This is a genomic window from Desulfoscipio geothermicus DSM 3669 (assembly GCF_900115975.1).
Lineage (GTDB): Bacteria > Bacillota > Desulfotomaculia > Desulfotomaculales > Desulfallaceae > Desulfoscipio > Desulfoscipio geothermicus.
In genome coordinates, this window is record NZ_FOYM01000022.1 from 34,212 (window position 1) to 47,339 (window position 13,128).

The following is a 13,128-nucleotide window of genomic DNA, read 5'->3' on the forward strand; positions in this document are numbered from 1 at the left end:
CACAGCGTGTACAATTTATGGGCATTTTATTCTCCGTGGTATAAGTCAATTATTATTTAATTATAGTAAAATTCGAGCATTTTGCCAATATAATTATGAAAGGGGATTAAATAATAATATTGACAGTTATGATTTATAAAAGTTATCATTAAATAAAATAATCATTATATAAATAAATATTAATGACTGATAGGTAAGGACCTAGCCAGCGGGCTCAGTCCCTGCACACTGCCCACAGCGGTTTTTGTGGTGGGCTACGTGGGCGGTTACGCTGAAAAATCAAAGCTGCGTGGGTTTGCCCTGGCGCTGGCCTTTGTGTTGGGTTTATCCCTCACCCTGGCCGCTATGGGCGCGGCGGCAGCCCTGGCCGGCAGCTTATTTCTGGAAAGCGATGTTTTATGGTATATGCTTTCTTTAGTCCTGCTGCTCATGGGTTTTAACCTGCTGGGTTTATTTAAGCTGCCTGATTTACCCGGACTTAACCTTAAGGCTACAGGGACCAGAGGCTTTTTAGTGGCGTTTTTACTGGGCATCCCCTTTGCCTTTGCCGCTTTGCCCTGCACCACGCCGGTCACAGCCGGTGTTTTGGCCTATGCAGCCGGTAAGGGCAGCGCGTTTTACGGGTTTATACTGTTATTTGTCTATGCTTTGGGGCGCAGCTTGCCCCTGCTGGTTGTCGGCACTTTTACGGGACTGGTAAAAAAGTGGACCGGCTGCAAGTTTGGAGCGATATTTTGCAGAGGATCAGCGGCGGGATATTGCTGTTGCTGGGCCTGTGGTTTTTATGGGATAAAATACTACATTAAAAGGAGGCGCAACTGGTGGACATTAAAGTGCTGGGTCCGGGCTGCAAAAAATGCAAAGAGCTGGAAAAGGCAGTGCATAAGGCCGTGGAGGAGATCGGCCTGGACGCTGCGGTGGAAAAAGTAGAAGAAATGGACAAAATCACCGCGTACAACGTGTTGATGACACCCGGACTGGTGATTAACGGCAAGGTAAAAGTGTTTGGGCGGGTACCCAAACACAAGGATATCATCCGTTATATCCAGGAAGAAATGTAAGGGAGGAGATTGAAAATGGCCGAAAATTGCACTTGCAGTTGTAGTTGCGATGCTTCCGAAATACTTATTATACCCTGTTCGGGAGCGTCCAACGTGGGGCAAATTGCCAACCAGGCGGGCGTGGAATTAACCAAAGCAGTAGTAGGCAAAATGTTTTGTCTGGCCGGCATCGGTGGGCACGTGGAAAGTTTTGTGGAATCGGCCAAAGGGGCTAAAAGAATAGTGGCCATTGACGGCTGCCCCGTGCAGTGCGCCAAAAAGACCCTGGAACATGCCGGAGTGACCATCACCGACTATGTGGTGGTGACCGAAGAGGGCATCAAGAAAGACCATAATTTTAACCTGGCCGCGGAAGATATCAATAAAATCTGCGCTAGAATTCGTGCTTCATTGGGTATCAGTTAGCTAGTTCATTAAAGTAGCTGTACAACTTGCACAAGGTGTTAATTTAATTGCATAATTGGGACATTTCTTGACCCCAATGCTTCGACCAATAAGCACAAGGTGTGTCCCCTTTCCGCAATAGAGCGGGGGTTTTAGCTTGGCTGACCCCGCTTTTTTTCTTTAAAAAATTTCACCCTGCCAATATATAACCAAAATTTGTTCCAAATACATTGACAGAGAATAAGGGAACGAGTATATTAATACATAAAGATATTATTATATAAGTAATTAAATAACCTTAAACCTTGGCAGAACAAAGCTTTAATAGCCTTTGGCCAGGGTAAAGGAGGAATTAATATGGTTTAACGAACTGCAGACTAATTTGTGCCCCGCACAACAAATTAGTTGCCGGTTAATTAATCAGCAAACTACAAAATCCATTAGAGCTTTTGAGGAGATGAATAACATGACCTTTATGGCGATATTACAAAGCGGTATTAACGAGCTTTTGGAATACCTGTCGGCGCACGTGCTCACCTGTCTGGTTCCGGCTTTCTTCATCGCCGGCGGCATTGCGGCGGTGGTGTCTACCGGGGCGGTGTTAAAATATTTCGGCCCCCGGGCGCCCAAACACTTGGCTTACGGCGTGGCCTCGGTTTCCGGCGCTATCCTGGCCGTGTGCTCCTGCACCGTGCTGCCCCTGTTTGTGGGCATTCATAAAAAAGGCGCGGGCTTGGGCCCGGCGGTCACCTTTCTTTTCTCCGGCCCGGCCATCAATATCCTGGCCATAGTGCTTACCGCCCGGAAAATGGGCTGGGAGTTGGGCCTGGCCCGGGCCATCGGCGCGGTGGTGTTTTCCATAGTCATCGGCCTTTTGATGGCCTTTATCTTCAGGAAAGAAGAGGCCGCCAGCGGTGATGACGGCGGTATGTTTGAAGGCGAAGAGGGCAAGCCGATTGGCCATCTGCTGGCCTTTTTCGGCACCCTGGTGGCTATTTTACTTTTCGGCACGGCGGCCATTCCTTTCTGGAGTAAAATTGCCATCATCATGGCGCTGCTTAGTTTTCTGGCCGTGGTGCTTACCCAGTGGTACGATGGAGATGAAGTAAAGGAATGGCTGACGGAAACCTGGAAATTTGTTAAACTAATCTTCCCCATCCTGCTGGTGGGCGTGTTTGTGGCCGGCGTTTTAAAAGCCGTGATTCCCCAGCACTGGATAGAAGTTTCCGTGGGCGGCAACTCGCTGAGTGCCAACCTGCTGGCCTCGGTGTTCGGCGCGCTGATGTATTTCTCCACCCTGACCGAGGTGCCCATCGTCAAGGCGTTTTTGGACATGGGCATGGGTAAAGGCCCGGCCCTGGCGCTGCTCCTGGCCGGCCCGTCGCTCAGCCTGCCCAACATGCTGGTAGTCCGCAACGTCATGGGTACCAAAAGGACCATCGTATATGTGCTGATTGTGGTGGTGCTGGCCACAGTTACGGGTATGGCGTTTGGTAGCATCACGGGCTAGTGGTGTCATTATAACCGTTAAAAGTTACGAATTTGTTACCATTGGTTATATTTTTTAATACGAATGCAAAATATGAAAAACGATTAACAAATAATTTTGAAATGAGGTATTCGCATGGAAATTAAAGTTTTGGGACCTGGCTGTAAGAACTGCAAAGCGCTGGAAAACGTAGTGATGGATGCGGTTGCAGAACTAAAGGTTGACGCGCGGGTGGATAAAGTGGAAGACCCGGGCAAAATTGTGGAGGCCGGGGTAATGATGACGCCGGGGCTGATCATCAACGGTAAGATAAAATCCACAGGCAAAGTGCCTAAAAAAGACGCCGTGAAAAAAATGATCCAGGAGGAAATGTAAAGCGGGGGATAACTTTATGTGCAATGGAATCTAGGTAAGGCACACCAATGGATAAGATAGCCGAGTTTTACAAAGCCTTGGGGGATAAAACCCGATTACAAATATTAAAGATGTTGTCAACCCAAGAGATGTGCGTTAATGAAATCAGTGACCGTTTAAACAAGTCTCAACCGGCTATATCACATCACCTTAAGATTTTAAAGCAAGCAGGGTTGATTGTTAATAATCGAGATGGCAAGTGGATTAAATATTGTATTAATGTCAACGCTTTTGAAAATATTCTCCAGGGTGAGAACGAAGAAGTAATTAAAAGCTACGCACAGCCTATCCAAAGGGTGCTGGAAAATTTAAACCCAGAGAAGAATGGTAATTATAGGCAAGATTAATTATTCTCAAAAAGCAGGCCAGCCGGGGAGTTGAGGTGTTCACCCTCGGCTGGCCTGATTATATTTGTTTTGTGATGACTAGAATACATTATTCCGTATTTTTCTGGAAAAAGTTAAATCTAAGACCACATTGATTTTAACATCAACAAGGTTATGCCAGGCTGTGATGTTTATGGTGATGGTGGTGGTGTTGAGTTGTACCGCCCCCCTGGCTGGATGAATACAAGTTACAGGTGATTTGTTTGGCTAACCGGCATTCCTGCTCAAGTTGAATGGTACTGTGAATGATGGCAAAATCCCTGGCCAGGATTAGATTACACTTATTAAGCAACTCCTGATAATTAATACCAGCACCAACAATGACATGCATGGTCAGGGAGGGGATGCCGCTGGTAATACTCCAAATGTGCACGTCATGAATGTTTTTAACGCCCGGTATTTGTTGTAAGGCCTTAATAATCTTTTCCGCCCGCACTTCCGGGGGGGTCCCCTCCATTAAAATATGCAGTGTCTCCCTGGTTAAATAATAGGCGCTTCTTAGCAGCATTAAACTAATGCCGATACTAATCACCGGGTCGGCAATATACCAGTGAAAGCGCATCATTAACAAGCCGCCGATAATAACTCCGAAGGATGCCAGTGCATCGCCGACAACATGCAAAAAAGCGCTTTTGACGTTTAAATTGTCACCAGCGTGGGTATTCAACAGCAAAGCTATCAATAAATTAGCTACCAAGCCTACCACAGCAATGATTAACATTTCCTGGCTGCGTATATCAGGCGGAGCCCACAGGCGCCGGATGCCTTCAACCAGCACCCAACCTGAGATGACAAATAATGTTGCTCCGTTAATGAAAGCCGCCACTACTTCCAGGCGATGAAACCCGTAAGTATTTTGCATGGTTGATGCTTTGCGCGCCTGGAGTGTGGCCAACAGGGTAAGGCCCAGGGCTCCGGCATCCGTAAGCACATGCCAGGCGTCACTGAGCAAGGCCAGGCTGTGGGTCCAATAGCCACCGATTATTTCAGCCAGGAATACTGCGGAGGTAAGCAATAGCGCTATTATCAGTTTGTTATTGACCGCGCCGGAATCTTGACGCTGGCCGTGGTTATGCCCGCATGGGTGATGATGGCTGTGCTGGTGGTGCATAAATTACACATCCTTTATAACACTAATTTATTTCAACAGGGTCCGGGGCCGAAGTTACATTTTGCGCCCAGTATTTTTGTAGTTTCGGTGTTAGCCTGAAAAACCCCGCCATAAAAAGCACCTGCACCAACGGTTTGATGGCAATAATCATCACCGTGAGCGGTGAGAAAAACACTACAGCCAGGGCCAGGGCAATGGATATGTTCTTACCGCTAACACCGTAAGCCAGCGCCACCATGTCCGGGTAACTGGTGCGGGAAAGCCGGGCGTACAGCACAGATAGGCCGAACAGCAGTGTATAAAAAACCACCAGCGGCACGGCAATGATGCCAAGGTACTGGGGATTGCGCACCAATGTTACGGACTCTGCCATCATAGATATAAAAAAGACCATATACATGCCCAGAGCGGAAACCGCCGGAAAAACCGGTTTTAGTTCCATAAACTTTTGGGGCCCCCATCTTTTCACCAGCCAGATCCGGGTGAGGTTGCCCAGTATTAGCGGAATCACGATGGTATACATAATCGTCTGCAGCATTTTAAAAGCATCAACCGGCACATATTTGCCGGCCAGGTAACTCATCCAAAGGGGAATGAGCACAATGCCAACCAGGAAACTGGTCACCGTAATCACCAGAGTCATGGGCGCGTTTCCCTTGGCCATTGCTGTCCAGGCCACGATCATACCGGCGCAGGGAACCACACCGGTAAGGATTAGTCCCACTGCAAAGTCAGGGTAACCGGCTAAAAACACTTGAGCCAACAATGCCGCCAGTAAAGGGGAGAGGAGGTAATTAAAAACCATTACTACCGACATAAAGCCCACTCGCTTGGCGGCACCGGCAACCTCATTAATTTTAATACCCACCATCATTGGATAAAGCATCACAAAAAGGGCGACCGGGTAAAGTACCTGCAGCTGTTTGCCCACCCCCGGTAGAATATATCCCACCAGCAGCCCCAGAACAATTACCCCCATCAATAGCTTGATCATGTGTTTGTTAATAAATTGGGCGATGCGCATTGTTAATTCCCTCCCAGTTAAAAATATGTAAAAATACTTAAAGAACGAAAGCTTGCACTTAGCCTTCGCTCTCCAAAGTATTTAATAAAAATATCAGCGACTTTTATTAAGATTAAATCAAATAATCAGGTTATTCAGCTGGTACAGAATTATACACTTTGTTAACGGCCTGGACGATGTGGTCGGATATTTTGTTTAAATCCTGGGCGGCGTTTAAATCGAAATCTTTTTTGATGCTGAGGTCTTTGGTAATAATAATATTTTTGTCAGGTTCCAGCTCATATTTCCTTAAAGTCTTCATTGAACACTGCATTGGGCAGCCGTCCACGGCCACAATGCCCCGGGCGTTTTTGGCGCCGTTATATATATTTTTTAAGCCTGCCGGGATGCTGGCCAGACATAAAAGGGCCGCTTTGTCATAGCCCGCTTTGTTGGCTGCCTGTACGCTGGCTAACATTGAGGCCTGGCCCACGTTGGATGCGCCGGCGCAATAGAATACCGCTACCGGGCTGGGTTTTTCCTCTACAGCTTCACCCTGGGTCTTTTTGTTCATGTAAGGCAAATACCAGTTTTCTTTTAACTGTTCCTTAGATTGTGCATTTACCGGTTCTGTTTCTGGCACTGTAGAACATCCGCAGCCGCAACCAGTTTTGTTTTCCATAGTGGTCATCTCCCTTAATAAGTGATGTGTTATATAGGTTTATCGTAATTAAAGCATATTATTATATTATGTTACAATTGTGTATTTGTCAAGGTGGCAGATTACATAGTCGGTAAAACTCTGTACCAAAATAACACCTCCTGCCGCTAGCTTGTTCAGCAATAATAAAATGAAGGATTTGATTGTTCCGGCACTTAAAACCAAATGAAAAAAAATAGGTACCGCCCTTGGTGGGCGTCTGATTGTCGCTTACGGTTATCCGTGGTTCTTTTCCGCCTACGGCCTGGGTCTGGCGGCGCTGATCTTCCTGGCATGGTTGGTGGTGCCGGGGATAGTTGCCCGGCAGCAGCCCGAACCCCGCCCGGCCGGATAGCTGCATACATTTGCTTTGTAACATGAGAATATAATTTTTTAGCAGGTTATTTACCAATTCGCCCATAATATCATTTGTTTAACAGAATCAGCCGGTAACTCCTACCTAGGGAATTACCGGCGATTTTATTGCCGTATTATTTTCGACTCACTGGGAGTAATTTAGTTCACTTATCACTGTGGTGACTTGGGGACAAATAAAAAACCCAGAATAACCGCACCCAAGGTTGTTCTGGATTAAAAGACCAAAGCTAGATAACTGATTGCCCAATTATTTTTTATCTTCCTCCACAGGGATGATTTCCATATCACAGCACCCACTTTTTTTCTTTGGCTTATCCTTAACTTCCACAATCTCCATGTCGCAGCAGCCTTTTTTGGGTTTCTTAAACATCCCCCAAAAACCTTTACGATCTTCTTTCTTATTATCGGCCATATTAAAACCCCCTCGTTTTTTAATTGCCGTAGCGCTCGACATGATTAAGCTAGGCTATTTTATTTTTCTGGTCGGCAATAAATTTCTTGTACTCCTTAAGGAAGAGTCTTTGGTACTCCTCCCGAGCGGAGTCAGGGATATAATTTTTCCCCTCCAGCCTGTTGGCGATTTCTTCAGCTGTATCGTCATTCGCCTGCCATCCCTCTGCGTAGATAGCTGCAAGCACCCCTTTCAGACCAATTATCCCCATTTGGGTGCCGTCCAGAAAGGTAAGCTTGGTCAGGTCCCGTACAGGCGGCGCGCAGCAGACGCATCCCGGGTTAGCTCTATTGGACATGGCTTTACCTCCCATACTCTTTTTCACGTTCCGCGAACAGTGTAAGCAAAGCAATTCATTTGACGGTAAGGCTATTTTATATCTTCTTCCGCCAGCAAGATTTTCCTCTTGCTTGGTGTTGGCCATATTAAATGTCGGCTATATTGAATTTTTAAAATACCAGATTGAAGAAATACCCGGCCAGGGCAGCCACCGCCAGTATGGTAATCACAAAGGCAACGACCAATTTGCGGCGGAAAATGGAAGCCAGGATAATCAATTCTGGGATACTGGCCCCGGCACCGCCGATGACCAGCGCCATCACCGCCCCGATGCTCATGCCCTTGCCTAAAAGTACGGCGCTGATGGGGATGATGGTTTCCGCCCTGATGTACATGGGGATGCCGATCAGGGCGGCTACCGGTACGGCCAGGGGATTACCGGGGCCGGCCAGTTTGATCACCAGCGACTCGGGTACAAAGCTGTAAATGAAAGCACCGAGGGCCGAGCCCAGCAGCAGGTAGGGGAAAACCTGACGAAACAAGGACCAGGCCATCCCGCCGGCCCGTTTAAATTTAATATTTAAAGTAACCGGTTCCGCGGTGGCGGCAATTTCCTCCATTCCTTCGGCTGAACAGCAGCCCCGGCGGATAACCACTTTTTTATACTGGTCGGCCAGCCCCAACTTTTCCCACAGCAGGCCCGTAAAAACAGCGGCTAAAAAAGTGATACCGGCATAAACAGCAGTAACTTTTAGCCCCAGCAGGCTTAAAAACAAACCGAGGATTACCGGGTTTAAAAGCGGCGAAGCAACTAAAAATGACATGGCTGCCCCGAAAGGAGCGCCGCCGTTTAACAGTCCCACCAGGATGGGGATGGTTGAGCAGGAACAAAAGGGGGTCAGTGCCCCCAGCGCGGCACCGATGATATTACCTATAAACTTCTTTTGCCTGGTCAAAACTTTCTGGATAGTTTCGGGCGGGATAAATTCCTGCAGCAGCCCCACCAGGAAGGTGACGCCGATAAACAACAGGATCAGTTCCCCGGCGATAACCAGGAAAAACCTGCCCGCCTCAGCCAAATTATTTAGCTCAAACATATGCCAACCTCCCCAATTTATACCTGATCAAGGTTATTGTCGTTGACTTCTCTTAAAATATATTGGGCTGCTTTGGTCCAGGCTTCGGCGGCTGTTTGATAGGCGAGAAAGCCTTGCCTGGTAAGGGTGTAAACCTTGCGCTCCCGGTTGCCGACCACCTGGGCTTGCGACGTAACCAGTCCGTTTTGTTCAAATTCATGTAAAACGGGGTACAGGCTGCCCTCGGTGGGGGCGCAGCAGCCTTCGGTTAAAGCAGCCACTTCCTTGGCGATTTCGTAACCGTGCAGCGAGCGGCAGCACAATACCCGTAATATAAAAAAGCGGGATAGACTCATCCTGATTAGGCCGTTCCAATATTCTTCCGTCAAATATTTAATATGTATCACCACCTTTGCATATACCACTAATGCATAGCCCTTAGATATATAATAGGTTAAAAAAATTGGCGTGTCAATATTTTTTATCTTTAAAAAGTAGACGTTGACTTTTAAAAAAATGAAACATTATTATATATAAGCTATACAATATCAAAGACACAGGGAGGTTTAAAATGTTTTTTAGATCGATAAGTCTTTTTTTTCTGGCCGGTTTGGCTGAAATCTTAGGTGGGTATTTTATATGGATTTGGCTCCGGGATGGCGCCTCTGTAGTATGGGGTTTAACCGGCGGTATTATATTAATAGCTTACGGAGTGATACCTACACTGCAAAACTTTCCCGATTTTGGGCGCATTTACGCGGCTTACGGGGGTGTGTTTATTATCATGTCGATTTTATGGGGCTGGTGGATTGACGGGGTAACTCCCGATTTTTATGATTGGCTTGGTACATTTGTGGCTTTAATTGGTACGGCAATAATCTTATGGTACCCCCGTAAGGGACAAGAAAAGGAGGCTGCCGGGCAATGATTAAATCAGCGATACTCTTTGTTCTGGCTGGTTTGGCCGAAATTGGTGGTGGGTATTTAGTATGGTTGTGGCTGCGTGAACAAAAGGGATTATGGTTAGGTATTATCGGGGCTATGGTGCTTGTATTTTATGGTGTAATACCAACACTACAGGAATACCCTCATTTTGGCAGAGTATATGCGGCCTACGGTGGCATTTTTATTGTTTTGTCCCTGTTATGGGGGTGGTTTATTGACAAAAAAAGGCCCGACAAATATGATTGGATTGGTTCCTGCGTTGCTCTTGCCGGTGCCGCAATAATTATCTGGACTCCAAGGTAAGATTAGAGGTGCTAAATATAGTGTCAAATATAGTATGTGGTTTTAATGCGTCGGATCATATTAATGCACTTTGTCCTGACTGCAATACACCAGGCAAAAAAATAAGGCCGGAAACGCTAAAGAATTTGCTCAAAAACGATCGCCTCCCGGCCAACCCAAATGGTTACAGTCTGTGTTTATCTCCTGAATGTAATGTTATATATTTTGGAGAACAGACCTTTTTAAAAGACGATATCAAAGTGAAGGTCTGGTTTAAGGAATCAGATTCGGATACACCGGTGTGTTATTGCCGAAACGTAACGGCCAAAGATATATTTGAGCATATAGCTGTAAGAGGCTGCTGCAATAATATTGAAGACATCCAATCCCATACGGGGGCTAATACCGGTAAAGATTGCCTAACCCAAAACCCCGCAGGTTCGTGATGTAGACCGGCAGTGCAATCGGTGATTGCCAAAGCTCTAAATATTAGAAATCGGCAAAAGGACTAATGTAGAAACCGCCAGCCCACCGCGTTGAACAGGTAACCCGTAAAAATTATGGCCAGGCCCACCACCGCGATGAAGATGGCGATCAGGCGGGGCTTTAAAACTTTGCGCAGGATAATCATTTCCGGGAAGGACAGAGCGGTAATGGACATCATGAAGGCCAAAGCGGTGCCCACCGCCACCCCTTTACCCAATAACGCCTGCACTACTGGGATGGTGCCCACGGCATTGGAATACAGGGGGATGCCCAGCAGCACCGCAATAGGTACGGCAAAGGGGTTGCCCGGGCCGGCCCACCTGGTTAAAAGGTCTTCCGGGGCATAGCCGTGAATAGCGGCACCCACGCCAATGCCGATCAACACGTAAATCCAAATACGGCCCACGATATCCTTAACGTCATCCCAGGCATAGTTTATCCTTTCCCGCCAGGTCATTTCCGCCGCTTCAGCTGTGCCCATCCTGGTTTGATATACATATTCTTCCACCTGGTTTTCCAGGCCCATTCTGCCTATAAGAACGCCTCCCACGATGGCCACGGCCAATCCACTGACCACATACAGGGCGGCCAGTTTCCAGCCCAGCACGGCAATCAACATGACCACGGAAACCTCGTTCACAATGGGTGAGCTAATTAAAAACGAAAACGTTATTCCCAGTGGAATGCCCGATTCCACGAAACCTATAAATATAGGCACCGAGGAGCACGATCAGAAGGGCGTAACCGCACCCAGCGCCGCGGCCATAAAATGCCCGGTATACAGGTTATGCCGGCTGAGGATTTGCCGCGTTTTCTCCGGCGGGAAAAAACTCCGGATAACGCTGATAATAAAAATCATTAGTGCCAGTAAGAGGATTATTTTAATGGTATCGTAAAAAAAAAAGTTTACCGCTTCGCCCAATCGGGTATGCGGCGACAAACCCAGCAGTTGATAGACCACGTAGTCGGCAAAGCTTTGAATCAATATGTCCACCTCCTGCCTTTAGCCTGACCTGCGAGACAAAAATAAATAATTATATAATTCTGGGATTTTTGTTAATTGGTGATGTAAGTTACCAATAAATTTTTTAGTGTGCCGGTATTGCTATTGCTAAAGATATTTAACAAAAAGCTGTTGACACGAAAGACGGTAGAGAATTATTATATAAGCAAATTATTATGTAGTATCTTTTGCCACAATACATAAATATGCTTTTATATTTTGGGGATAATTGAGGTTAACAAAATGCTGAGGCCTTAGTGCACCCGGTGGCCAACTCGTGAAAACCATGAAAAGACCAGGCCGAGCTTTTAAAGTGCTTAACCAGCCCTGGAAGAAATTGCGGCCCGCCCGGTAATGTTCGAAGAAGTGCAGGTAGCAATTATTGCCGGTTTTAAGCAGAAATTAGGAATAACATTATTACGTATAGAAAACCGTGTAGTCTAGCCGGATGGCTAATCTCGGAGGTGATTATTAATGCGTAAACACTTGCTGAAGTCTTTTTTTGCAGGTGTAAAACACGCCAATTTCGAGGTGGTGTACTGGGACGGGGAAACAGCCCGGTACGGAGACGGGCAGCCCCGGGTGAAAGTGATCTTCAATGAGCCGCTGCCGCTAAACTTTAACTTGGATGACCCGGTACTTGCTTTCGGTGAAGCATACATGGACGACATTGTTGATTTCGAAGGCAGCCTGGAGGAAATATTCCGGGTGGCCGAATTAAATAAGGACAGCATTCCCGGTGGCTTGACCGGAAAGGCGGTTTCGGCCGTTAAAGTACTGAGCGGCGCAGCGGCCAGGTTGAAACAAAAAAGCGATATTCAACATCACTATGACCTGGGGAACGACTTTTTTTCGCTATGGTTGGACGAAACAATGAGTTACTCCTGCGCCTATTTTAAAACCCCCGGTGATTCATTGTACGAGGCTCAATTGCAAAAAATTGATCACATTCTCAAAAAAATTCAGCTGCAACCTGGGGATCGTCTATTGGACATCGGCAGCGGCTGGGGCTGGTTGATTATAAAGGCGGCGCAGGAGTACGGCGTACAAGCGCTGGGCATTACCTTAAGCGAGGAACAATACCATGCCGTAAAAGAACGCATCAAGAAACTGGGCCTTGAGGGGCGGGTGGACGTCAAACTGCTCAATTACCTGGATCTGGACGAGCAGGAATACCGGTTTGACAAGATCGTCAGCGTGGGTATGTTTGAACACGTGGGGAAAGAAAACCTGCCCAGGTACATGGAAAAAGTCAACAAACTGCTCGCTCCCGGCGGGCTGTCTGTGTTACACACCATTACCGGGGTGCGGGAAAAGCCCGTAAACTCCTGGATTGAAAAATACATCTTTCCCGGTGGTTATATCCCTTCTTTGCGGGAAACAATGTGGCTGTTGCCCGAATATGATTTTCACCTGCTGCACGCGGAAAGCCTGCGTATGCACTACGCCATGACCCTGGATCGCTGGTATGAAAACTTTTTAAAGCACGTTGATAAAATTGAGCAAAAATACGGCCGCCGGTTCGTGCGCATGTGGGGCTTGTACTTGCGCGGCTGCGCCGCTTCTTTCAGGGTATCGGGTTTGAACATCTACCAGCTGTTGTTCTCCAAGGGGCTGAACAACAACCTGCCGATGACCCTGGAACACGTTTACCTTTAGAAAAACAAGAGCGGAAGGATG

Annotated in this window: 17 protein-coding genes and 1 pseudogene; 10 read left to right on the top strand and 8 right to left on the bottom strand. The window is 47.0% G+C overall.

What is annotated here, in order from left to right; all coding sequences use genetic code 11:
* Positions 1-189: 189 nt before the first annotated feature.
* The 6 genes from BM299_RS13075 (at position 190) to BM299_RS13100 (ending at position 3,695) form a co-directional block, all read left to right on the top strand.
* Positions 190-930, top strand: a complete 741-nt coding sequence (locus BM299_RS13075) for a cytochrome c biogenesis CcdA family protein (protein WP_281246382.1) — start codon at positions 190-192, stop codon at positions 928-930.
* A complete protein-coding gene (locus BM299_RS13080; protein ID WP_342741336.1) occupies positions 879-1,061 on the top strand; it encodes a thioredoxin family protein in 183 nt (60 codons plus the stop codon). Before BM299_RS13075 ends, BM299_RS13080 begins: the two co-directional genes overlap by 52 nt.
* A gap of 15 nt (positions 1,062-1,076) precedes the next feature.
* On the top strand, positions 1,077-1,466 hold the full coding sequence (locus BM299_RS13085) for a putative zinc-binding protein (protein WP_092485060.1): 390 nt from the start codon (positions 1,077-1,079) through the stop codon (positions 1,464-1,466).
* Between the two features lie 445 nt (positions 1,467-1,911).
* Positions 1,912-2,955: a permease gene (locus BM299_RS13090; protein ID WP_092485063.1), complete on the top strand. Its 1,044-nt coding sequence runs from the start codon at positions 1,912-1,914 to the stop codon at positions 2,953-2,955.
* Between the two features lie 114 nt (positions 2,956-3,069).
* Positions 3,070-3,309 (top strand): thioredoxin family protein, encoded by a 240-nt coding sequence (locus BM299_RS13095; protein ID WP_092485066.1) that lies wholly within the window; start codon positions 3,070-3,072, stop codon positions 3,307-3,309.
* 47 nt (positions 3,310-3,356) lie between these two features.
* Positions 3,357-3,695, top strand: coding sequence for an ArsR/SmtB family transcription factor (locus BM299_RS13100; RefSeq protein ID WP_092485069.1), 339 nt, complete (start codon positions 3,357-3,359; stop codon positions 3,693-3,695).
* A 151-nt stretch (positions 3,696-3,846) separates the two neighbouring features.
* On the opposite strand, the gene BM299_RS13105 is transcribed toward BM299_RS13100, so the two are convergent.
* The 7 genes from BM299_RS13105 to BM299_RS13135 all read right to left on the bottom strand — a co-directional run bounded on the left by BM299_RS13105 (position 3,847) and on the right by BM299_RS13135 (position 9,157).
* A complete protein-coding gene (locus tag BM299_RS13105; protein WP_092485072.1) occupies positions 3,847-4,845 on the bottom strand; it encodes a cation diffusion facilitator family transporter in 999 nt (332 codons plus the stop codon).
* Between the two features lie 22 nt (positions 4,846-4,867).
* Positions 4,868-5,869, bottom strand: a complete 1,002-nt coding sequence (locus BM299_RS13110) for an arsenic resistance protein (RefSeq protein WP_092485074.1) — start codon at positions 5,867-5,869, stop codon at positions 4,868-4,870.
* Positions 5,870-5,999: 130 nt separating this feature from the next.
* Positions 6,000-6,491 (bottom strand): putative zinc-binding protein, encoded by a 492-nt coding sequence (locus BM299_RS13115; protein WP_245779774.1) that lies wholly within the window; start codon positions 6,489-6,491, stop codon positions 6,000-6,002.
* Positions 6,492-7,173: 682 nt separating this feature from the next.
* Positions 7,174-7,338 carry a hypothetical protein gene (locus BM299_RS19420; RefSeq protein ID WP_165608314.1) on the bottom strand — a complete coding sequence of 55 codons (165 nt, stop codon included), beginning with the start codon at positions 7,336-7,338 and terminating at the stop codon, positions 7,174-7,176.
* A gap of 49 nt (positions 7,339-7,387) precedes the next feature.
* Positions 7,388-7,675 carry a hypothetical protein gene (locus BM299_RS13125; protein ID WP_092485083.1) on the bottom strand — a complete coding sequence of 96 codons (288 nt, stop codon included), beginning with the start codon at positions 7,673-7,675 and terminating at the stop codon, positions 7,388-7,390.
* Positions 7,676-7,826: 151 nt separating this feature from the next.
* A complete protein-coding gene (locus BM299_RS13130; RefSeq protein WP_092485086.1) occupies positions 7,827-8,753 on the bottom strand; it encodes a permease in 927 nt (308 codons plus the stop codon).
* 17 nt (positions 8,754-8,770) lie between these two features.
* Entirely contained in the window at positions 8,771-9,157 is a 387-nt protein-coding gene (locus BM299_RS13135) for a PadR family transcriptional regulator (protein WP_245779775.1), read from the bottom strand.
* A 146-nt stretch (positions 9,158-9,303) separates the two neighbouring features.
* On the opposite strand from BM299_RS13135, the gene BM299_RS13140 reads away from it, so the two are divergent.
* The 3 genes from BM299_RS13140 to BM299_RS13150 are packed head-to-tail and all read left to right on the top strand — an operon-like array spanning position 9,304 to position 10,471.
* On the top strand, positions 9,304-9,660 hold the full coding sequence (locus tag BM299_RS13140; RefSeq protein WP_092485089.1) for a YnfA family protein: 357 nt from the start codon (positions 9,304-9,306) through the stop codon (positions 9,658-9,660).
* Positions 9,657-9,980: a YnfA family protein gene (locus tag BM299_RS13145; RefSeq protein ID WP_092485092.1), complete on the top strand. Its 324-nt coding sequence runs from the start codon at positions 9,657-9,659 to the stop codon at positions 9,978-9,980. Before BM299_RS13140 ends, BM299_RS13145 begins: the two co-directional genes overlap by 4 nt.
* 17 nt (positions 9,981-9,997) lie before the next feature.
* Positions 9,998-10,471 (top strand): (2Fe-2S)-binding protein, encoded by a 474-nt coding sequence (locus tag BM299_RS13150; protein WP_245779778.1) that lies wholly within the window; start codon positions 9,998-10,000, stop codon positions 10,469-10,471.
* Here BM299_RS13150 and BM299_RS13155 read toward each other — a convergent pair.
* Positions 10,468-11,439 (bottom strand): annotated as a pseudogene (locus BM299_RS13155) (permease). The gene BM299_RS13150 and the pseudogene BM299_RS13155 sit on opposite strands and share 4 nt — an antisense overlap.
* Positions 11,440-11,922: 483 nt before the next feature.
* Here BM299_RS13155 and BM299_RS13160 point away from each other — a divergent pair.
* Positions 11,923-13,107, top strand: coding sequence for an SAM-dependent methyltransferase (locus BM299_RS13160; RefSeq protein WP_092485094.1), 1,185 nt, complete (start codon positions 11,923-11,925; stop codon positions 13,105-13,107).
* Positions 13,108-13,128 lie beyond the last annotated feature (21 nt).

Excerpts from the sequence above, each read along its gene's own strand:
- BM299_RS13085 (WP_092485060.1), top strand. The coding sequence starts at position 1,077 with ATGGCCGAAAATTGCACTTGCAGTTGTAGTTGCGATGCTTCCGAAATA.
- BM299_RS13090 (WP_092485063.1), top strand. The coding sequence starts at position 1,912 with ATGACCTTTATGGCGATATTACAAAGCGGTATTAACGAGCTTTTGGAA.
- BM299_RS13095 (WP_092485066.1), top strand. The coding sequence starts at position 3,070 with ATGGAAATTAAAGTTTTGGGACCTGGCTGTAAGAACTGCAAAGCGCTG.
- BM299_RS13100 (WP_092485069.1), top strand. The coding sequence starts at position 3,357 with ATGGATAAGATAGCCGAGTTTTACAAAGCCTTGGGGGATAAAACCCGA.
- BM299_RS13105 (WP_092485072.1), bottom strand. The coding sequence starts at position 4,845 with ATGCACCACCAGCACAGCCATCATCACCCATGCGGGCATAACCACGGC.
- BM299_RS13110 (WP_092485074.1), bottom strand. The coding sequence starts at position 5,869 with ATGCGCATCGCCCAATTTATTAACAAACACATGATCAAGCTATTGATG.
- BM299_RS19420 (WP_165608314.1), bottom strand. The coding sequence starts at position 7,338 with ATGGCCGATAATAAGAAAGAAGATCGTAAAGGTTTTTGGGGGATGTTT.
- BM299_RS13125 (WP_092485083.1), bottom strand. The coding sequence starts at position 7,675 with ATGTCCAATAGAGCTAACCCGGGATGCGTCTGCTGCGCGCCGCCTGTA.
- BM299_RS13130 (WP_092485086.1), bottom strand. The coding sequence starts at position 8,753 with ATGTTTGAGCTAAATAATTTGGCTGAGGCGGGCAGGTTTTTCCTGGTT.
- BM299_RS13140 (WP_092485089.1), top strand. The coding sequence starts at position 9,304 with ATGTTTTTTAGATCGATAAGTCTTTTTTTTCTGGCCGGTTTGGCTGAA.
- BM299_RS13145 (WP_092485092.1), top strand. The coding sequence starts at position 9,657 with ATGATTAAATCAGCGATACTCTTTGTTCTGGCTGGTTTGGCCGAAATT.
- BM299_RS13160 (WP_092485094.1), top strand. The coding sequence starts at position 11,923 with ATGCGTAAACACTTGCTGAAGTCTTTTTTTGCAGGTGTAAAACACGCC.